Source organism: Streptomyces sp. A18, from assembly GCF_059026065.1.
On the sequence record NZ_JBWLKL010000013.1, the window covers coordinates 144,821 to 164,794 of the forward strand.

Annotated in this window: 19 protein-coding genes; 7 read left to right on the plus strand and 12 right to left on the minus strand. The window is 71.1% G+C overall.

Annotated elements, in window-relative coordinates; translation table 11 throughout:
- Positions 1 to 24: 24 nt before the first annotated feature.
- The 6 genes from AC5P1C_RS22075 to AC5P1C_RS22100 form a co-directional block, all read right to left on the minus strand.
- Positions 25 to 1,305: a TRAP transporter large permease subunit gene (locus tag AC5P1C_RS22075; RefSeq protein WP_493867617.1), complete on the minus strand. Its 1,281-nt coding sequence runs from the start codon at positions 1,303 to 1,305 to the stop codon at positions 25 to 27.
- A 4-nt stretch (positions 1,306 to 1,309) separates the two neighbouring features.
- Positions 1,310 to 1,918 carry a hypothetical protein gene (locus tag AC5P1C_RS22080; RefSeq protein WP_493867618.1) on the minus strand — a complete coding sequence of 203 codons (609 nt, stop codon included), beginning with the start codon at positions 1,916 to 1,918 and terminating at the stop codon, positions 1,310 to 1,312.
- Positions 1,915 to 4,044 (minus strand): hydantoinase/oxoprolinase family protein, encoded by a 2,130-nt coding sequence (locus tag AC5P1C_RS22085; protein ID WP_493867619.1) that lies wholly within the window; start codon positions 4,042 to 4,044, stop codon positions 1,915 to 1,917. Before AC5P1C_RS22085 ends, AC5P1C_RS22080 begins: the two co-directional genes overlap by 4 nt.
- A gap of 86 nt (positions 4,045 to 4,130) precedes the next feature.
- Positions 4,131 to 5,741: an FAD-dependent oxidoreductase gene (locus AC5P1C_RS22090; RefSeq protein WP_493867620.1), complete on the minus strand. Its 1,611-nt coding sequence runs from the start codon at positions 5,739 to 5,741 to the stop codon at positions 4,131 to 4,133.
- 78 nt (positions 5,742 to 5,819) lie between these two features.
- The gene (locus AC5P1C_RS22095; protein WP_493867621.1) at positions 5,820 to 6,932 is read right to left on the minus strand and encodes a LacI family DNA-binding transcriptional regulator; all 1,113 of its coding nucleotides are present in this window, start codon (positions 6,930 to 6,932) and stop codon (positions 5,820 to 5,822) included.
- Positions 6,933 to 7,046: 114 nt separating this feature from the next.
- Positions 7,047 to 7,349, minus strand: a complete 303-nt coding sequence (locus AC5P1C_RS22100) for a putative quinol monooxygenase (protein WP_493867622.1) — start codon at positions 7,347 to 7,349, stop codon at positions 7,047 to 7,049.
- A 169-nt stretch (positions 7,350 to 7,518) separates the two neighbouring features.
- Here AC5P1C_RS22100 and AC5P1C_RS22105 point away from each other — a divergent pair, with 169 nt between their 5' ends.
- Positions 7,519 to 7,836: an ArsR/SmtB family transcription factor gene (locus AC5P1C_RS22105; protein WP_493867623.1), complete on the plus strand. Its 318-nt coding sequence runs from the start codon at positions 7,519 to 7,521 to the stop codon at positions 7,834 to 7,836.
- 100 nt (positions 7,837 to 7,936) lie between these two features.
- Positions 7,937 to 8,512: a GNAT family N-acetyltransferase gene (locus AC5P1C_RS22110; protein WP_493867624.1), complete on the plus strand. Its 576-nt coding sequence runs from the start codon at positions 7,937 to 7,939 to the stop codon at positions 8,510 to 8,512.
- 22 nt (positions 8,513 to 8,534) lie between these two features.
- Here AC5P1C_RS22110 and AC5P1C_RS22115 read toward each other — a convergent pair whose 3' ends face one another.
- The 3 genes from AC5P1C_RS22115 to AC5P1C_RS22125 all read right to left on the minus strand — a co-directional run bounded on the left by AC5P1C_RS22115 (position 8,535) and on the right by AC5P1C_RS22125 (position 11,307).
- Positions 8,535 to 9,287, minus strand: a complete 753-nt coding sequence (locus tag AC5P1C_RS22115; RefSeq protein ID WP_493867625.1) for a type 1 glutamine amidotransferase — start codon at positions 9,285 to 9,287, stop codon at positions 8,535 to 8,537.
- A gap of 173 nt (positions 9,288 to 9,460) precedes the next feature.
- A complete protein-coding gene (locus AC5P1C_RS22120) occupies positions 9,461 to 10,732 on the minus strand; it encodes an aspartate aminotransferase type Ic (protein WP_493867626.1) in 1,272 nt (423 codons plus the stop codon).
- 203 nt (positions 10,733 to 10,935) lie between these two features.
- On the minus strand, positions 10,936 to 11,307 hold the full coding sequence (locus tag AC5P1C_RS22125; protein WP_493867627.1) for a cupin domain-containing protein: 372 nt from the start codon (positions 11,305 to 11,307) through the stop codon (positions 10,936 to 10,938).
- Between the two features lie 68 nt (positions 11,308 to 11,375).
- Between AC5P1C_RS22125 and AC5P1C_RS22130 the strand changes: the two genes are divergently transcribed.
- The 4 genes from AC5P1C_RS22130 to AC5P1C_RS22145 all read left to right on the plus strand — a co-directional run bounded on the left by AC5P1C_RS22130 (position 11,376) and on the right by AC5P1C_RS22145 (position 15,105).
- On the plus strand, positions 11,376 to 12,185 hold the full coding sequence (locus AC5P1C_RS22130; protein WP_493867628.1) for a helix-turn-helix domain-containing protein: 810 nt from the start codon (positions 11,376 to 11,378) through the stop codon (positions 12,183 to 12,185).
- A gap of 101 nt (positions 12,186 to 12,286) precedes the next feature.
- Complete coding sequence (locus AC5P1C_RS22135) at positions 12,287 to 13,852, plus strand: alpha/beta hydrolase (RefSeq protein ID WP_493867679.1); 1,566 nt, start codon at positions 12,287 to 12,289, stop codon at positions 13,850 to 13,852.
- Positions 13,853 to 14,031: 179 nt separating this feature from the next.
- A complete protein-coding gene (locus AC5P1C_RS22140) occupies positions 14,032 to 14,433 on the plus strand; it encodes a hypothetical protein (RefSeq protein ID WP_493867629.1) in 402 nt (133 codons plus the stop codon).
- 105 nt (positions 14,434 to 14,538) lie between these two features.
- On the plus strand, positions 14,539 to 15,105 hold the full coding sequence (locus tag AC5P1C_RS22145) for a DoxX family protein (RefSeq protein ID WP_493867630.1): 567 nt from the start codon (positions 14,539 to 14,541) through the stop codon (positions 15,103 to 15,105).
- A gap of 7 nt (positions 15,106 to 15,112) precedes the next feature.
- Here the strand turns inward: AC5P1C_RS22145 and AC5P1C_RS22150 are convergent, their stop codons facing one another.
- The 3 genes from AC5P1C_RS22150 to AC5P1C_RS22160 all read right to left on the minus strand — a co-directional run bounded on the left by AC5P1C_RS22150 (position 15,113) and on the right by AC5P1C_RS22160 (position 19,144).
- Positions 15,113 to 16,774, minus strand: coding sequence for an ABC-F family ATP-binding cassette domain-containing protein (locus tag AC5P1C_RS22150; protein ID WP_493867631.1), 1,662 nt, complete (start codon positions 16,772 to 16,774; stop codon positions 15,113 to 15,115).
- A gap of 345 nt (positions 16,775 to 17,119) precedes the next feature.
- On the minus strand, positions 17,120 to 18,304 hold the full coding sequence (locus tag AC5P1C_RS22155; RefSeq protein WP_493867632.1) for a damage-control phosphatase ARMT1 family protein: 1,185 nt from the start codon (positions 18,302 to 18,304) through the stop codon (positions 17,120 to 17,122).
- Positions 18,305 to 18,487: 183 nt separating this feature from the next.
- A complete protein-coding gene (locus tag AC5P1C_RS22160; protein WP_493867633.1) occupies positions 18,488 to 19,144 on the minus strand; it encodes a helix-turn-helix domain-containing protein in 657 nt (218 codons plus the stop codon).
- Positions 19,145 to 19,227: 83 nt separating this feature from the next.
- On the opposite strand from AC5P1C_RS22160, the gene AC5P1C_RS22165 reads away from it, so the two are divergent.
- Positions 19,228 to 19,929 carry a class I SAM-dependent methyltransferase gene (locus AC5P1C_RS22165; RefSeq protein ID WP_493867634.1) on the plus strand — a complete coding sequence of 234 codons (702 nt, stop codon included), beginning with the start codon at positions 19,228 to 19,230 and terminating at the stop codon, positions 19,927 to 19,929.
- Positions 19,930 to 19,974: the final 45 nt, after the last annotated feature.

Here is a 19,974-nt window from a genome sequence, read left to right on the forward strand (position 1 = left end):
GGGAGTTGAATGTCGGAGGAATGCTCAGAGGTAGGTGGCGGCGGTGACGCAGAATCCGCCGAGCGCGACGGCCCACACGTACGGCAGGGTGCGCACCATGACCTGCTGGGGGCCGACGCCCGCGTACTGGGCGCTCCACACGGTCTGGGTGCTCGTGGGATCGGCGACGCCGAAGACCTGGTTGTAGGAGGCGGCGAGGCCTAGCACGGCGACGGCGGGGTAGATGCCGGCCGCGATGAGGACCCCCGCGATGCCCGCGCCGAGGCCGTAGACGTTCAGCGGGCCCCGGTAGAGGCACAGCGGCACGAGCAGGGTGAAGACCAGCACGAACAGCACCGGGTTCTGCGGGCTGACGGCCTTGACCAGCGGCTCCAACGCTTCGATGGCGCCCGGCAGTTTGACCGCGGCGAGCAGGATTCCGATGGCGATGAACAGGGCGATCGGAGGCGCGGCGACCTCGAAGCCGCCGTACAGGGTGCGCAGCAGCCGCTTGTTCATCGCGCGCGGCCGGGTCGTGGTGACCAGGGCGTAGAGCACACCGGCCAACAGCGAGGGAATGATGGCCAGTTCGAAGCCGAGGGCCAGGACCAGGGGCACGACGGGGGTGATCAGCGCGTACCAGGGTGCGTCGCCGAGGCGTTCACGGCGCGAGCGGCGCTTGTCGACGGCCGTCTTCAGGGCCCAGGTGTGCTCGACCCCGCGACGGCGGGACTCGACGAGGACGAAGGCGACGGCCGCGACCAGGGCCAGCGGGAACAACTTCACCATGAAGTCCCGCACCGTGGGGACCGGCAGGTCCAGGGCGGTCGAGAAGAACTGCCAGATGGGCAGTTCGAACGGCACCCCGACGGCGATGCCCATCAGGATGGTGCCCGCCGCGGTGACCTTGGGGATACCCACGGCCACCATCGCCGGGATGCCGATGATCCCGGCCAGCATGGCGGCGGGTGCCGAGCCGGTGACCGTGCCGATCAGCGCGGACACGGCGAGCACGCCGAGCGCCACGACCGTGGGCCGGTCGCCGCCGAACTCAACGATCTTGCGGACGATGGTCCCCGCGATGCCGGTCTCGTCGAGGAGTTTGCCGAGCCACGATCCGAGCAGCACCGCGATCATCGTCGAGGCGAGCATCGGGGCGCCCTCTTGGAGGACGGTGTCGAAGACGCTCTCCTTGCCGGTCAGCGGCGCTCCGGCGACGAGGGCGATGACGACACCGAGGAGGACCAGGGCGAAGGCGGTGGGGAGCTTGCGGGTGAGCATCGCGGCGACACCCACAGCCATGACGATCAGGATGACAACGCCCATGGCGCTACTTCTCTCTGTGGGTCTCGTGGGTCAGGTGGGTCTCGCGGGTCACGGCGTCGGCGAGCGCGGCCGTGAGAAGAAGGGGGCTGCGGCCCAGACCGCAGACGGTCCGGGCATGGGCGTGGGCGGCGATCTCCTCCGCGCCCGCCACGTGCCCGTACAGCCGGAACCGCCCCGCGCGCAGGACGACATGGCCCAGTGCCTGCTTCAGTGCGGCCTTCGCCGGACCGTGGTGGAGGTGTTCGTGCACGGACTCGTGGGCGAGGGCCGCCGCGCGCACCGATCCTGGCGGGTACCAGTGCCGCCAGCCCCGTGCGTCGATCAGCGCTTCGGCCGCGGCCAGGGTGTCGGTGTAGAGCTCCACCGTGGGTGTCGGCCGTGAGGTGTAGCGGGCGAGCAGGCCGTGCTCCATGCCGTCGGCCCGTTCGACGATCCTGGCCCGGCACGGCACGGGGGCCAGCGCCGCGCCGAACTCCTCGGCCGTGCGCGCCCAGTGGCGGAGGAGCTCCGGGTCGCGCCCCTCATGGGTGGGGGTCGCGGCAAGGAGCTGGACCGCGTGGTCCAGGTCGTCGCACGTCTCCGGCGAGGGCACGGGCGCCGTGGGCGGGCTCATGTGCGCACCTCCAGGACGGCGACGACCGTCTCGTCGGCGGTACGGGAGTCGAGTTCACTGCGGGCGAGCGCGAGCAGCGGCTCGGGGTCGAGGACGCCCGACAGGTCCGCGATCCGGGAGCCGAGCAGCAACCGCACGGCGGGGGCGCGGACGCCGCCGTCGCCGTACGAGGTGGTCTCGCGCACCAGCTTCGCGAGCACGTCGGGGGCGTCGGCGATCCGGGTGGTCTCCACGCGGGCGTCGGGGACGTGGAGGCGTATGACGCCGTCGGCGTCGACGATGCGGACGGGATGCCGGGTGGCGCGCAGGGTGCGGCGCATCTCGGTGCCGTACACGGTGTGGGCGGAGGTCTTGGCGAGGACCGTGACCCGGGACGGGTCGGCCTTGAGACTGGCCGCCGCGGTGCGCAGCCGCTCCGCCTCGTCCGCCCGGTGTGCCCGGTCCTGGGTGCGCAGTTCGGTGGCGCCGGTGGCCACGGCGCGCACGGTGCTGGTCTGCGGGTCGACGGTGACCTCGACCTCGACGCCGTCGGCGGCGGCGCCCTGCGCGATGACGGCTGCCTCCGCCTCTGCCCGTACGGCGAGGATCTGCGCCTGTCCGGCCCCCGGTATGGTCCGCTCGATCTGCTCCCGGACCAGGGCGAGCGCGACTCCGATCGGGCTGATCACCTCGCTGTGGCGTGCGATGCGCCCTTCCAGACCACTGACGTCGGCCAGGTGCGGTGTGACGGACGCGGCTCCACCGCCTCCGCCGACGAGGAGGGCTGTGTCCTTGTCGAGCCGGTAGTCCCTGATCATCGTGTCGACGACCTTCTTGACGTGGGCCGTTCCCACGTCGAGGAGCCGGGCCGCGGCGGTGGCGACGTCCACCCCGAGCGCCTCGGCGAGCGGGGCGAGTGCCGCCCTCGCGACGTCCTGGTCGCTGCGGGCGAAGTCGCCCTCGGGCACGCGCCCCGCCGCGTTGGCCGCGCACGTCATGGTGAGGGCGAAGCGGCCGCCCGCCGCGTCGAGGACGGCGTAGTCCTCCGGGTCGTCGGCCATCGGGCGGACGGTGGTGAGCCTGGCTTCGCGCAGGTCGTCGATGCTCGCGAAGCACGCGTAGGGCAGCCCTGCGATGTGGGCGCTGCGCGGCCCGACCCCGGTCACCTTCCCGCCGCCGATCCGCACCATGGAACCGCCGCCGACTCCGACTGTGCGTACGTCCAGGGCGTTGAGGTAGGACTTCTTGCCGAGGATCGTGGCGTGCTGGACGGCTACCTTGCCGCGCCGTACGACGCTGATGTCGGTGGAGGTGCCGCCGGTCTCCAGGAAGACTCCCTCGCTGATGCGTTCTTGCATCAGCGCGCCCGCCACGCCCGCGGCGGGGCCCGACAGGACGGTCAGGAGCGGCCTGCGCCGCATCTCGTCGAGGGACATCACGCCGCCGTCGCAGCGCATCACCATCAGCGGTGAGCCGACCCCGGCCTTGGTGATGGAACTGTCGACGAGATCGGCGGTGGCCAGCATGCGCGGCAGGATCGCCGCGTTGACCACGGCCGTGCGGGTGCGCTTGTTCAGCCCGTACAGAGAGGTGATCTCGTGTGCGGCCGTCAGCGGAAGACCGGTGGAGCGCGCCGCCGTCACGACGGCCTGCTCGCCCTCCGGCCGGTCGACGCTGAACGGCTCGGTGGCCACGAGGACTTGGGCGCCGTCCCGCGCCAGTGTGTCGGCGGCGCGCCGGACGGACTCCGCGTCAAGCGGGTCCGTGACATGGGCGTAGGCGAGCGGAAGGCTTTTGCCCGGGGTGAGTTCGAGCTTGCCGAGCGCGGCGAGCCTGCGGGTGAGGGCCGCGCCGGGTCCGGTGCCGATGCCGATCAGGCCCACGGTGGCGACGTCGCCCTCCAGCAGGGCGTTGGTAGCCTGTGTCGTGCCGTGCGCCAGAAAAGCGACGTCCTCGGGCGCGCGGCCGGTCTCTTCCAGCAGACGGCTCAGTGCTTCCACGATGCCGTGAGCCACGCCGTCCTCGTGATGGTGGCTGGTGGGGACCTTCACCTGTCCCAGGAGTTCCAGGGTCGTGGCGTCTACGGCCACGGCGTCGGTGAAGGTTCCGCCCACGTCGATGCCGACGCGGATGCGGTGGGTGGTCATGGTTGGGCACCTCCTTGTGCGGGTTGGCGGTGCGCGGGCGGGCCGGGTGGGACAGGTGGAGCTGTCCCACCCGGCATTTCCGCGGGTCAGTAGCCGCGTACGTCGGGCCAGTGGCGCTGCACCCCGTCCCGGTCGAGCAGCCGCGCGAATTCGTCGAACCGCTTGTCCTCGCCCTGGACCTGGTGGGGTTCGACCCCTTCGGACACGCAGTGCGCGGCCAGGGCGCCGGCGACCTCGCCGATGTTCCACTCCACGGGGTGGAGGCGATAGCAGCCGTTGGTGATGTGGGTGGTGCCGATGTTCTTGCCCGCGGGGAGGAGATTGCGGACCCGGCGGGGCATGAGCGCGCCGAGCGGGATCTCGAACGGCACCGAGCCGATGTCGATGTAGTTGTCACCGCCGGTGGAGGGGTGCAGGTCGATCCGGTAGTTGCCGATCCCCACGGAGTCCCGGTAGGTGGTGCGCCCGTACGGGCCGACGACGTCGATGGCGACGTCCTGTTCGGTGACGGTGGTGACGGCCTTGATCCGCCGCGACTCCCGCACGTAGGGGGCCTTGGCCAGGCCGTCCGCCGTGCCCGTGATGTCGGGGCGCAGCCGCAGGCCGGGGAATCCGGTGCCGCCGTCCTCGCGGGGCGCCTCGGTCTGCAGCCAGTAGAGGACCGAGAGCGAGAGCTGCCGCGCTTCCGCGAGTGCCTGTGCCGAGGTCTCCTGGCCGCCTCCGATCAGCGGCTTCAACCAGTAGTCGTTGAGCGGCCAGTTGACCAGCGTGATGTCGGAGTCGAAGGCGCCTGGCCGGTGCAGCTTGCGGGCGAGGATGCGGCGGAAGCCCCACAGTTCCTTGTCGCCCGCGTCGGCGCTCTGGTCGGCGTTGACGGCGAGCGGGTCGATCTCCGGGTTCGGTACGAACGTACGCGGGACGGCCTCGAGCGAACGCGGGTCCGGGGCGAGGAAGCCCAGGAGCGGGCCCGGCCAGAAGTCGGGCCGGTAGGAGCGCCAGAAGTCGTAGTCGACGGGGCGCTCGATGACGTGGTTCTCGCCCTCGTGGTGGGAGAGCGCGAAACAGACGGTGATGCCCTGCTGGTTGAGGGGCTGTGCTTCGTCGGGCGCGTGCGGCTCGCCGAACTCGGCGCGCGACTCGGCGCCGATGGCGTGCTCGACGCCGCCCAGTTCGAGCAGTTCACCGGTCTCGGTGGCGTCGATGACGTAGCGGGCGTGCAGCGTATTGCGCTCGCCGTCGCGCAGGTTCTCCAGGGTCACCGAGGTGATGACATCGTTGTCCGACTCGGCGGCGACGGCCCGGTGCTCGGTGAGAAGGGTCAGCCGCCCCGACGCGAGATGAGGCGCGAGCATGCCCTCCATGACGGCGAGCGCGACACGGGGTTCGTGACAGAGCTTGCTGACCCGCCCGGCTCCAGGATTGAGACCGGTCAGGGACAGCGCCTGCGAACGCAGGGGATACCACTGGCGGTAGTAGTCCCTGATGGACTCGCGCAGCTTGCGGTACGAGGCGGTCGTGCCGAACTGCTCCACCCAGGGGTGCTCGTCCGGCGGAACGGCCTGGGAGGTGAGCTGGCCTCCGATCCAGTCGGTCTCCTCGGTGAGGACGACGGTCCGGCCGGCCCGGCAGGCGGCGAGCGCGGCGGCGACGCCGCCCAGACCGCCGCCGACGATGAGGATGTCCGGTTCAGGGATCACGGTTCTCCTAGAGCTGCTGTGCTGTACGTGGTCGTGCTGCGGGACAGGCGCCTGGTGGGGCGCGGCTGCCCACGGCCGTCATGCGCTGTCCTCAAGCGCCTTGGGCGGTGGCCCGGTGGTGGCGCCGGGCCGGAACGCGCAGGCCACCAGCGGGTCGGGGGCGTCCTCGCCGGCGACGAGTGTGGCGAGCAGGCGTACGGCTGCGGCGCCCAACTGCGCGCGGGGGATGTCGAATCCCGTGGGCTGCGGCCCGTCCGCGAGGTCGGGTGGCGGGCTGCCGAGCAGGGCGAGGGAGACGTCGTCGGGGCAGCGCAGACCGGCGTCACCGGCTGCCGCGCTCAGCGCCCGCCAGGCCGCGCCGCTGTCGGTCTCCTCGGCCACGAACGCGGTGACGCCCTCCGTCACCCACTGCCGCAGGCGCTCGGGGCCGAGCTCGCGCTCCGGATCGGCGCAGCGGAACACGGCGGCCTTCCCGCCGGGCAGCCCGGCCATGTCCAGGCCCTCGTGGAAGCCCTGTTCACGGTCGGTGGACGCGGGCGCGTCGTCGTCCTCGCGTACGAGGATGATGCGGCGGTGCCCGAGTGCGGCGAGCCGGTGGACGACTTCGCGGCTGGCGCTGATGTAGTCGGCGCCGACCCAGGCAAGGCCTTCCGGTTCGTCCCTGCGGCCCAGGTGCACCACGGGGAAGCCGTCGTCCACGAGCCTGCGCAGTTCTTCCACCGGGGCGTGACGGCCGAGGAAGAGGCAGCCGTCCGCCAGGCGCGCCCTGTTGAGCGCGTGCGGGCCGCCGGCCCCCGCACCGCCGGTGCTGGATCCGGTGAAGAGCACCAAGTCGTAGCCCTGCGCGGCGGCTTCCTGCTCCACACCCACCAGGAACGGGTAGTACGAGTGCTGCACGTCCGTGGGGAAGGTGGCCGTGAAGCTGAAGACGCCCAGCAGGCCGTTGCGCGCCGCCGCGAGACGCCGGGCGGCCGGGTCGGGCACGTAGCCCAGGCTGCCGGCCGCGTCGAGCACCTTCTGCCGGGTCTCGTCCGAGATGGCGACGCCCTCTCTCTTGCCGGCAAGCACCAGCGAGACCGTGGCCTGCGAGACCCCCGCGAGCCGTGCGACCTCGGCCTGGCGCGGGCGGCCTGTGCGCCCCGCCGAGGCGGGCGCCCGACCTCGTCCGGCTCGCTTCTTGGGTTCGTCCACCGCTGCCCCTCCATCATTAATGCGTATTAGTAATGCGCATTAACGAGTACTGTGCGGGGCGTGGGGCGACCGGTCAAGAGGCGTGGACGGACTTTTCCACCCACCCCCCGAGGCTCAGTAAGGGCTGTGCATGGTCAGGAAGCGGATGTCGAGGTCGGACTCCAGGTAGTCCATCCGCCGCTCCCAGAAGGCCCGCATGTGCGGGAGGGCGAGGTGGGCGTCGAGATCGGCCTCGGTGCGCCAGGCCTCGTAGAAGACGAAGACACCGGGCTCGTCGCGGTCCTCGTGGAAGTGGTACTCCAGGCAGCCGGGCTCCCGCCGCGTCGGCTCGACGAACGAGAGCAGGAGCTCTTTCAGTTCGGCGGCGCGTTCGGGCTTGGGGCGGGCGGTGCCGACGAGCGTGAACGGCTGATCCATGACGGTTCTCTTCTCGACAGACGACAGATGACTCGACAGATGACTCGACGAATGGACGAGCCCGTGCCTAGGTACGACGAATCCCGTACCTATGGCTCGAACGCTAGCGACCCAAGAGGTACGATGCAAACCGTACCTATCGACGAGACCCTGAAGCGAGGTGCCCGGAATGCCAGACGACGAGGGCCACCCCACCGTCGAGGAAATGCGGCTCGGCCCGGTGCTGGCCGCGCTCGCGGACCCGCTGCGCCGCCGCGTCGTGCGCGAACTGGCGACCGCGCCCGACGGCACCGCGCGCACCTGCAGCTCCTTCGCGCTGCCGGTCTCCAAGGCGACCATCACGCACCACTTCCGCGCCCTGCGCGAGGCCGGTCTCGTCCAGCAGGTCGCCCGCGGCAACAGCCGGATGGCCACCCTGCGGCGGGCCGATCTGGAGCAGCGGTTTCCTGGACTCCTGGAGCTGGTGACGGCCGAGCCTCAGGAGTGAGCCGCGTTCGCGCCACGACGTCCAGGGCGGCAACCGCACCTCTGGGACCTGGGAAAATGCCGTGGTGCCCCGGAACCAAGGTCCCGTAGGGTGCGGCAGCATGAACCAGGATTCCCGCCCTGCCGTCCGTCCGATACGTGCCGATGAATGGCCCGAGGTGAGGGAGCTGAGGCTCTTCTCGCTGAAGGATCCGGCAGCTCCGATCGCGTTTCTCGAGACGTACGAGAAGGCTTCCGCGGAGCCGGACTCCTTCTGGCAGGAGCGGGCCAGGAGGGCGGCCGAAGGCACGCTCGTGCACCAGTTCGTGGCCGAGGGCCGGGACGGGACCTGGAGCGGCACGGTGACCGTGCTCATCGAGGACCCGGACGACGACGACGTGTTCGGCGGAGCCATCGACCGGCGCCAGGCGCATGTCGTCGGCGTCTTCGTCCGCCCCGAGTACCGCGGAAGCGGTGTGATCGACGCGCTCTTCGAGACGGCCGTCGGGTGGGCGTGGTCGGTGACGGACGTGGCGCGGGTGCGCCTGTTCGTCCACCAGGACAACGCGCGGGCCGAGAGCTGCTACCAACGGCACGGCTTCGTGCGTTCGGGCGCGACCGTCCCGATGAAGGGCGATCCCGCCAAGCTGGAGCGCGAGATGGTCCTCGACAAGCCCGCGGGTGACTCCCCGCGCTAAGCGGCTGGTCGCGACCCTGGCTCTAAGGGCCGGCCCGTCCCACGAAGAGGCTCCGCAGGTGCGCCAGGCTCCGCTCGGCGAGCGGACGCAGGTCGGCGGCGACGGCACGGGCATCGGCCCGCAGCCGCTCCTCAGCACCGACGCCGAGCACGTCCACGGCCTCCGTGGCGAAGGACGGCTCGGCGAGCCAGTCGTCGAGGAGGCCGGGGGTGACCTCCAGGTGGAACTGGAGACCCCATGCGGCAGGCCCGGCCCGGAAGGCCTGGCACTCGGTGGTGTCGGTCCGGGCAAGGACGCGCGTGTCGTCGGCGGGAACGATGCGGTCGCCGTGCCAGTGGAGCACGGCAGGGGCGTCGGCCAGCGGGCCGACGACCGGATCGTCACGGTCCACGTCGGCCAGCGGGGCCCAGCCGATCTCGCTCCCCCGGCCGAGGGCGGCGCCGGTCCGTACGTCCATGTCCTGGGCGCGGGCGAGGAGTTGGGCCCCCAGGCACACACCCAACGTCGGCACCTGGGCGCGCAGCGCGTCGGCCAGGAGGTCCCGCTCCAGCTTCAACGCCGGATGCGCCGCCAGGTCGTCGGCGTTCATGGGACCGCCCATCACGACGAGTCCCGCCAGCTCGGACGCCGGCGGCAGTGCGTCGCCAGAAGCGCCCGGGGTGTCGACCAGGTTCCGGATGTCGACGTCGAGGCCGCTGCCGTCCAGTGCGTCCAGGATCAGGCCGGGCTTCTCGACCTCGACGTGCTGAAGGATCAGGACGGTGCGCGCGGGCATGCGGGGATTCTCCTGTGGGGCGAGGGCCCGGATGTGGGGGGCGAGGGCCCGGAAGCGATACGCCCCACACCGTAACGTGGCAGGTCAGGGCCGCATCGAGCAGGTCCGACCAACCGGTGCCCCGGCTACCGGCCGAGGGAGAGATTCCCTCCCCCGGCCGACGTCGGTCCTCCTCAGGCGGCGACGCGCTGCTCGTACCCCACGAGGCGTACGCACGCGGCGAGACCCGCGATGGCCTGCTCGAGCTCCGGGAGGCTCGGGTAGCTGGGCGCGATACGGATGGTGGCGTCGCGCGGGTCGTCGCCGTGCGGGTGGGTGGCGCCGGCCGGGGTCAGCACGATGCCCGCCTCGGCGGCGCGGCGCACGACCTCCTTGGCACCACCGTCGGTCAGTTCGAGCGTGACGAAGTAGCCGCCCTTGGGGTCGGTCCACCGGGCGAGGCCCGTGCCGCCGAGCTCCGCCTCCAGGATCCGGGCCACCGCCTCGAACTTCGGCTGGAGCAGGGCGCGCTGGCGCTCCATGTGGGCGCGCACCCCGTCGGCGTCGCGCAGGAACATCACGTGCCGCAGCTGGTTGATCTTGTCCGGGCCGATCGACCGCTTGGCGTTCTTGGCGAGCAGCCACTTCAGGTTCGCGGGCGATGAGCCGAAGAAGGCGACGCCCGCACCGGCCGCGGTGATCTTCGAGGTGGAGCCGAAGACGAAGACACGGTCCTCGTTCCCGGCGTCCGCGCAGGCGGTGAGCAGGTCGGCGATCTCGGTGGGCTCGTCGGTGAGGTGATGGGCGGCGTACGCGTTGTCCCAGAAGATCCGGAAATCGGGCGCCGCGGTCTGCATCGAGGCGAGGCGGGCGACGGTCTCGTCGCTGTAGGAGACGCCGTCGGGGTTGCTGTACTTCGGGACGCACCAGATGCCCTTGACCGCGGGGTTCTCGGCGACGAGCCGCTCCACGACGTCCATGTCCGGGCCCTCGGCGGTCATCGGCACCGGGATCATGTCGATCCCGAACCGCTCACAGAGCCCGAAGTGCCGGTCGTAACCCGGAACCGGGCACAGGAACGCGATCCGCTCCTGGTCCACCCAGCGGGACTCGGCCCCCGGCACCACGCTCAGCAGGGCGTGCACCAGGCAGTCGTGCATCAGCTCGAGGCTGGAGTTGCCGAGCGCGAGGAGCTGCCCGGCCGGCACCTGGAGCACGCCCGCGAAGATCTCCCGGAGCTCGACCAGACCCTGCAGACCGCCGTAATTGCGTACGTCCGTGCCGTCGGCGGAGGTGTGCCGCCCGCCCGGCAGGCTCAGCAGTTCCTCGGAGAGGTCGAGCTGCTCCGGCGCCGGCTTGCCGCGCGTGAGGTCGAGCGAGAGCCCGCGCCCCGCGAGGGCCTGGTAGTCCTTGCGGGCCCGCTCAAGGAGCCCGGTCAAGGAGTCGGGGCTCAGCTCGGTGGTCATGGTGTGTCCTTACGTTGTCGTCGGCGCTGCCGGGGCCGGTGAGCTGCCTCGACAGGCGACGGGGGCATCGGCACTGCCTGCCGAGGATACAAAGCGATGGCCTGCTGGTGGCCGGGCGGTGGCGCTCGTCACCCTTGAGGACGGTCCGGAGCCCGTCGGGACCGGCGGAAACCCGTGGGAACCCTTCCGCGCTCGGCGAGCCTCTAAGGGGCGAGCTCGGTGGCCTTGGTCATCGGCCCTCCGGCGTCACCGGTGTTCATCGTCCCCGCCGGCTCGAAGAGTAGGATGGCGGTTTCCTCGTCCGCCACCGGGCAGTGTTCGACACCACGGGGGACCACGAACAGCTCGCCGGGGGCCAAGGCCACATCACCGTCCCTGAGCTGGATGGTCAGCCGCCCGCTGAGCACCAGGAACAGTTCATCGGTGTCCTCGTGGCTGTGCCAGACGAACTCCCCGTGCAGCTTGGCCAGCTTGACCTCGTAGTCGTTGAGTACGGCCACTGTCTTCTGCGACCACAGCTCGCTGAACCCCGCGAGCTTGTCGCTGATGTTGACGGGAACGGTCATTTTGGGCATACGGCCTTCTTTCCTCATGTCCATGAGCCTGCCGCGCCCGGACTTCGCGGGTCTTGTACGTTCCTGGCATGAGCGGAGAGCGCCCCCGCACGTCCATCAGCGCTTGGCGGCCCTCGGTCCCGGGGATCGCGGAGGTCTTCCACGCGCACTTCACCGACCACGCGTACCCGGCCCACACCCACGACACGTGGGACCTGATGATCCTCGACGACGGGGCCGTCGACTTCGCGCTCGACCGCCGTCGGCACGACGTGAGCGGCACGTCCAACGTTCTCCTGCTGCCTCCGGGGGTGCCCCACGACGGGCGGACGGTCACCGCCGCGGGCTTCCGGAAACGCGTGCTCTATTTGGATGACTCCGTGCTCCCCCGGCGGCTGGCCGGGGGCGCCGTGGACGTCCCGATCCTCGAAGACGCCTTGCTGCGCCGCCGGATCCACCAACTGCACGGTTCCCTCGGCCACGCGGGAGACGAGTTCGAAGCCGAGTCGCGGCTCTCCTTCGTCCGCGAGCGGCTCCACGTCCACCTCGACGCGCTGCGGACCCGGGCCCCTGGCCGCGAGGCCAACCGTCTCGCTGCCGCCCTGCGCGAACTCCTCGACTCCCGGATACCCGCAGGTCTCTCGCTGGAGCAGGCCGCCACCGCCCTGCACGCACACCCCACCCACCTGATCCGCTGCTTCAGGCAGACCTACGGACTGCCGCCGCACACCTATCTCACCGGCAAGCGCATCGACCGGGCGCGCCGCCTCCTGCTCGAAGGCCGTCGCCCCGCCGAGGTCGCGACCGCCGTGGGGTTCCACGACCAGGCCCATCTGAACCGGCACTTCGTACGTCACGTGGGCACGACGCCCGGACGCTACGTCCGAGGCGGGGGCTAACCCCCGTAGGCATCGGCCAGTTGACCTGATGGTCTGTCATCGACCGTGCTCCTAGCGTCGGTTCCGTCCCTCTTGTTGACCGAACGATCCCCAGGAGCATGATGCGCGGCTTCGTCACCCCCTCCCTCGCGATCGGCCTGAGTCTGGCCGGACTGCTCGCCGGAGCGGTGTCTTCGACGGCAACCCCTTCCCGTTCGGCCGCCGGCCCTCCTCGCCCGATGGCGGCCTATGAGGACCAGCGGCTCTCCTGGGGCCCCTGCTCGACGACGCAGACGGAGCTGAACGCCGCGGGGGCGCAGTGCGCGAAGGTGACCGTTCCCCTCGACTACTCCGCTCCCGGCGAGCGCACCCTGCGGATCGCCGTCTCGCGCATCAAGGCCACGTCCACGTCCCACCGCCGCGGCATCCTGCTGTCCAACCCCGGCGGCCCCGGCGGCAGCGGTCTCGCCAACACCCTGGCGCTGCGGCCCGCGTTGAAGCGGGCGGCGGAGGGCTACGACCTCATCGGGTTCGACCCGCGATTCCTGGGCGAGAGTTCCCCCATCTCGTGCGCACCGGCCGGTGCGCCGCCCCCGCCCGCGGCTTCGACGTCGCCCCGCGCGGACTTCGACGCGTCGGTGCGGGACGCGCGGGACACGGCACGGCGCTGCCAGGAGCACGGCGACAACGCGGAGCTGCCGGCGCATGCGTCCTCCCGCAACGTGGCCCGGGACATGGACGTGATCAGGGCGGCCCTCCGCGAGCGGAAGCTCTCGTACTACGGCATCTCCTACGGCGCCGACCTGGGCGCCGTCTACACCCAGATGTTCCCCCGGCGCACCGACCGCATGGTCATCGACTCGTCCACGGACCCGTCGGCCACGCAGTACGAACTGTTCCAGAGCTCCGGCGAACCGGCCGAGGAAGCACTGGACGCATGGGCGGCCTGGACCGCCCACCGCCACAGCACGTACCGGCTGGGCCGTACCGCGCCCCAGGTCCGCACGCGCGTCGAACGACTGCTGTCGCAAACCGAGCGCCGCCCGATCACCGTCGACGGCCAACGCCTCAACGCCCCGGTGCTGCGGCTGCTGTTGAAGCAACCCATTCAGCACGCGGAGAACGATCCGACGCTGGCCGCGATCGTCCGGGACCTGGTCGACGCAGCGGCGGGCAGGCCGGTCGAGCCGGGCCCCGAGCTGGCCGCCATGCTGGAGCTGCTGGCCTCGCCCGGTCTGGCGGACAGCATGGTGGGCGGGGCGCTCTTCATGTGCGGCGACGGCGGCTGGCCCGCGGGCGGCTGGCCGAAGGATCCGGAGACGTACTGGGAGAACAGCGTGCGCAGCCGCGCCACCCAGCCCGTGTTCGGCCCGTACGTCAACGGCATGATCGCCCCGTGCGCGTTCTGGCCCACCGAGCCCCGCGAACCGGGCACGGCGATCGCCAACGACGTACCGGTCCTGATGCTCCAGGCCCGCCACGACAACAACGTCCCCTACGACGGAGCTCTTGCCCTGCACCGCAAACTCACCGGCTCCCGTCTGATCACCGCGGACATCCGCTCCCACGGCGTCTACGGCCGCGCCCTCGAAGGCCACCGCCCTGTCCCCTGCGCCGACCGCGCGGTCAACGCCTACCTGCGCACGGGAGCCCTTCCCGCGCACGACGTCACGTGCGCGCGGCGGTAGCTCTCAACTCGCCTGGGGGCGTCGGAACAGATCCACGGCGGCCGGCGTCGCACCTCGTCGCATGAACCGCGGATCAGATTCAGTGTTCGCCCAGCATGGCTCACGCCTCCGGGCTCCGTGCCATCCGCCTCGATCTCCTCCTGTGCCCACCGTCGCCCCTGGCCTACCATCAGTCGGACATGGCCACACGGGAGATGCGACGACCTCAGGGCGGTGCGGTGCGCACGGCGCTGTTCGTCATGGCCTTCCTCTTTGTCGTTCCCTTGCTCGGTGTCGAGGGGCCGTCCGGTACCGCCGTCGTATCGGTCACCGAAGACCGCGGCACGGCCGCCGTCGCCTTCGGGCCGCACGTCGACAGCCGTGACAGTGATCGTGACCGAGCCGGTGGCCGTGGCTGTCACGAGGGCGAGAACAGCACCCCGCGCGGGGCGTTGCCGGCTCCCGAGCGGACCAGTTCGCCCACCTTCGAGAGCGCGCCCGCGCCGTACGCGCCGCGGGACGACGTCTCGGCGACGCCAGGAACATCTCCCCCGGACGCGACGTCCGTCGATCTCTACAGAACCCAGGTCATCAGAACGTAGGACGGGATCTCTCCACCCGCACCCCGCCGACACGGCACGACCGGTCGGCGTCACCTTCATCGGCCACCGGACCAACTGGCCAACAGACCAACAGGAGAGATCCGCATGTCCTTTTCCACCTCCACCAGCCGCACGCATACCAACGCTCCGGGCGGCGGGCTCCGCTCCCCCCACACCCCCGCGCGGTCCGGCGCCGACATCGGGTTCCTGCTGCTGCGCTGCGCGGTCGGCCTGACCATGGCCGTGCACGGCAGCCAGAAGCTCTTCGGCTGGTTCAACGGCGCCGGTCTCGACAGCACCGCGGGGTTCTTCGCCAGTGACGGCTACTCCGCCCCGAAGACCATGGCCACGGTCGCCGGCCTGACCGAGACGCTCTGCGGCCTGGGCCTCGCCATCGGTCTGCTCACCCCGCTCGCCGGGGCGGGCATCCTCGGGATCATGCTGAACGCCATCGCCATGAAGTGGGGCAACGGCTTCTTCAACCCCGCCGGCATCGAGTACGACCTGGTCCTGCTCACGGCCGCCGTGAGCCTGGCCCTCGCAGGACCCGGCAGGTTCGCCGTCGACCGCCTCCTGCCCGTCCCCCGCACCCACCGTCTCTCCCACGGCGTCGCCGCGGTGGCCCTGGGCGCCGTCTCGGCCGCTTTCGTCCTGGTGGCCCTGCACGACTGACCCCAGTTCAGTCCGCGCGCGGCGCCGCCAGCAGGTCGCGGACCTCCTCCGCGGTGGTCTCCTGCAGCCCCTCCGCGACAAGCACCCAGCGGGTGATGCCGACCGACTCCAAGAAGGTCAGGTCGTGGCTGGCGATCAGGAGTGCTCCCTCGTACGACTCGAGTGCTCCGGTCAGTTGGCGCACGCCGGCCAGGTCGAGGTTGTTGGTCGGTTCGTCGAGGAGGAGGAGTTGAGGGGCCGGGGCGGCGAGCATCATCGCGGCGAGCGCCGCGCGGAAGCGCTCGCCGCCCGAGAGGGTGCCCGCCAGTTGTTCGGCGCGCGCCCCCTTGAACAGGAAGCGTGCGAGCTGGGACCGGATGTGGTTGTCGGTGATCCCGGGAGCCAGGCGGGAGGCGTTCGCCGCGACGCTCAGGCCGTCGTCGAGGACGTCAAGGCGCTGCGGCAGGAACCGCAGCGGCACGGCCGTCCTGACCTCGCCGGACAGCGGGGCGAGCTCCCCGGTGAGCGTACGCAGCAGTGTCGTCTTGCCGGCGCCGTTGCGCCCGACGAGGGCGATCCGTTCGGGCCCCCGCACGTGCAGGTCTGCCTCCTTCAACTTGCCGTACTGGGGGCGCAGTTCGTCCAACGTCAGCACCGTGCGCCCCGCGGGCACAGCGGTGTGCGGCAGGCTGACGCGGATCTCGGCGTCGTCGCGGATCGCGTCCGCGGCTTCCTCACGCCGCTCGCGCGCCTCGCTGAGCCGCTCCTCGTGCAGCCCCCGGAGCTTGTCCGCCGACTCCTGTGCGGAGCGCTTCTTCTCCCCCGCGACGATGCGCGGAGCGCGCCGCTGCGCGTCCATCTTCTTGCTGTGCCGCTGACGGCGGGCCACCTTGACCTGGGTCTCCTCCAGCTCTCGCTTCTGGCGGCGTACATCCGCCTCGGCGGCCCGCAGCATCCGCCCGGCCGCTTCCTGCTCGGTGGCGAGGGCTTCCTCATAGGCGGACCAGCCGCCGCCGTACCAGCTCACGGAGCCGGAGCGCAGTTCGGCGATGCGGTCCACGCGTTCGAGCAGGTCGAGGTCGTGGCTGATCACGACCAGGACACCGGTGCGCCAGGAGTCGACGGCCTCGTAGAGTCTGCGGCGCGCGAACAGGTCCAAGTTGTTGGTCGGCTCGTCGAGGAGCAGGACGTCCGGGCGTTCCAGGAGCAACGCGGCCAGCCGCAGCAGCACTGTCTCCCCGCCCGACAACTGCCCTACGGTGCGGTCGAGTTCGACGTCCACGAGACCGAGTGAACCCAGCGTGGCCAGGGCCCGCTCCTCCACGTCCCAGTCGTCGCCGATGGTCTCGAAGTGCTCTTCGCGTACGTCTCCGGACTCGATGGCGCGCAGCGCGTCACGTCGCTCGTCGATGCCGAGCGCCTGGTCGACGCGCAGGCTCGTGTCGAGGGTGATGTTCTGCGGCAGGTAGGCGAGGCTACCGCCGACGGTCACCGACCCCTGGGAGGGGCGGAGTTGACCGGCCAGCAGGCGCAACAGGGTGGACTTGCCCGCGCCGTTGGCGCCGACGAGTCCGGTGCGGCCCCGTCCGATGCTGACGGAGAGATCGTCGAAGACGCCGGTGCCGTCCGGCCACTGGAACGACAGGGCGGAGCAGGTCAGGGAGGCGCTGGGCGTGGTGGGTACAGACATGGGGAATCTCGCAGTCGCAGGCGCGGCGGGCAGGGGGCGTCGTATGCGAGCACCACGCGGCGACCGACCGAGAGGGAGAGAGGTGCGGCGGTCCTGGAGGGTGAGGGACGGCTCATGCACCGAGGTCGCATCCACGCGGGGTCACGGGCCGCACGGCAAGGCCGGCTGCGGCGTGACGGGCGTACGGCGAGTGCCGTACGGCGCGATGTTCGCGAACCTCAGATGCGCAACGTCCACCTCTATCGGAGACAACAGGACCGTTCGAACGATAACGACCATGGGAGGGAAAGGCAAAGCCTTGAGGTCAACTCTCCCGGCCGTTCCCCCCTGCATCGGCTCCGCATGTCAGCGGCGCGCCTGGATCAGGGCATGGGTGCCGCTGGTGCGCCACCCCTGGCCGTGCTCGGCCACGAGCGCCGCCTCGGTCCGCGCGTCGAGCCCGACGATCACGTCGGACTTCAGCGTCCGCAGGGCGGCCACCGGGCCGGGGAAGTACGCGGTGCGCTGGTCGAACGGCGTGGTGGCTGGCCACAGCTGATCGCCGACCAGGCGACGGTAGTTCAGGTCGCCCTTCATGACGGTCACGTCGGCCTCGGCGAACTCCTGGCGCAGGTCGTCCGGCATGTCCGCGTACGGCAGCGGGGCACAGGAGAAGGTGTGGCTGCGGACCGTCAGCCGACCGGTACCCATCGCCGCCCACAAGCGCTCGCCCACCTCTGCCGCGGCGCCCCGCGCTCGGGTCAGGCGGCGGAGGCAGTCGATCACGTCGGCGGTCATGGCGTCCGAGACGTAGTACGGGTACGGCTTGACGTGCAGCACGACCCGCTCGGCGCGCTGATGCCGAAGGAGGTGGTCGATGAGGATGAGGTCGGGCAGGAGCTCTCGTCCTGCGTTGTCCGCGACCAGGCACAGCCTGGCCGCGCCGCCCTCCGGCAGCAGGGACCACAGCAGCGCGGAGCCGTCGGCGACGAGGCGCGAGTCGGCGGCCCCGGCCGCGCCGCCGCCCACGGCGAAACCCAGGTCGGCGCGGTTGCCCCACAGTGAGCCCAGGAGCAGCGCCTGACGCTGCTCGTCGAGAGGCCGCAGCGCCAGCCCGTCGAGCGCGGCAAGCTCCTCGTCGGCCTCTCCGGTGTGCAGTTCCGCCTGCTTGAACGGATGGAAGGGATCGATGCCACGCCAGGGTCCGTCATCGAAGTACCCGACAGCCGCGAGGAGTTGCCGGTAGAAGTAGCTCTCGGCCCACAGGAAGGGCACGTCGAACCAGGACAGACCGAAGTACTCGCGCCCCCAGGCCTCCCACAGGTGGTGGTCGTGCGCATCGGGCGCCAGCGGTTCGATCACGCCCTCCGTCGCCTGAGTCAGCAGGGCGTCGAGGGCGCGATGCTGCCGCGGATCGTAGGGGAAGGCGTCCCGCACCTTCTTGATGAGCGCCGGATGCCGCTCGGCGAGGACGCTCCGGGGGAAGGAGCCGGGTGCGTTGCTCAGGATGACGGGGGCGTCGACCGCTGACGATCTGGCGGCTTCGGACATCCCTGCGCCTGACATGGCAGCTTCGGACATGGCTTGCTGATCCTCCGGTTCGGTACTCGCCCACTCGCCTCCGGCGAAGAGCCGCCCCAAAGGGTCTCACCGACCGGGCGATGCGCCGAAGGCACGCCACGTTGCTTCTGTCGGTCGGTCCCTGCTCCCCGCCACTCCCCACCTACTCCCCACCTACTCCCCGCCGCCGTCGCCTTCACCGCTCGGCTTGACGCGTACGTGCATGCGCTCGCCCTGGGCCCCGTACAGGGCGAGGAATTCGACGGGGATGTCGCCCGCGTTGGCGAAGCCGTGGGGAGTGCGGGTGTCGAACTCGGCGGCTTCGCCCGCGGTGAGCACCAGGTCGTGCTCGCCCAGGGCCAGCAGCAGGCGGCCGGAGAGGACGTAGAGCCACTCGTACCCCTCGTGCATGCCCTGCTCCGGACGCTTGGCCTCATCGGGGCGCGTCACCTCATCGGAGCGCGTGCCCTGCCGGCGGCCCTTCTTGGCGACCGGCATGACCTGCTTGTAGGCGTGCATCCCGCCGAGGTACCGGGTCAGGGGCACCCACGTGTTTCCGTGCCGCATGAAAGGCCTCGGATGGATGCGCGGGTCGCCCGTCTGGGGCGCGCCGACCAGTTCGTCGAGCGGGACTCCGTACGCCTTGGCCAGCGGCAGCAGCAGCTTCAGGGTCGGCTCGCGCTGCCCCGCCTCCAGCCGCGAGAGCGTGCTCAGGGAGATCCCCGTCTCCTCGCTCAGCCGGGCCAGGGTGGCGCCGCGCGCCTTCCGCAGCGCCCGCAGCCGCGGGCCGACGGCGGTCAGCACGTCCGTGAGTTCGGCGTCGTCGCTCATCTCTCCATTTGCCGTCGCGGCAAATAACTTTGTCAAGCCGCCGCGGTCACGCGCAGGGTTGCCGCAGAACAGAAGGAGCCCACATGAGCGACCAGCACACCCACCAGCACACCCACGGCGACACCGACGCCCATGCCGCCCAGACCGCCTCAGCCGCCGACACGGCCGAAGCGTTCTGGGACGAGCGCTACAACCAGAGCGGCCGCTTGTGGAGCGGCGAGCCCAATGCCGCGCTCGTCCGCGAGACCGAGGGTCTGACACCGGGCAGCGCCCTGGACCTGGGCTGCGGAGAGGGGGGCGACGCGATCTGGCTCGCGCGGCAGGGCTGGCGCGTCACCGCCACCGACATCTCCCGCATCGCCCTGGGCCGCGCGGCCGAGCACGCGGCGCAGGCGCAGGTCGCCGACCGCGTCGACTGGCAGCACCACGACCTCGGCACGTCCTTCCCCTCCGGCAGGCACGACCTGGTCTCCGCACAGTTCCTGCACTCCCTCCACGAGATGCCGCGCGAGCAGATCCTGCGCGATGCCGCCGCGGCCGTCGCGCCGGGCGGCACCCTCCTGATCGTCGGCCACATGGGCTTCCCCGCCTGGGAGACCGAGCAGCACCCCGGTGTGGACTTCCCGAGCCCCCAGAAAGTCCTGGCCTCGCTCGACCTGCCGACCGAGGAGTGGGACGTACTCGTCTGCGACACCCATGAGCACTCCCTGACGGCCCCCGACGGAGCGCCCTCCACACGGACCAACTACACCGTCAAACTGCGGCGCCACGGCCGAAAGGACTGACCGCCCCGACCGCACGACCGGCCCATGGTCTAATCGCTGCGGCCA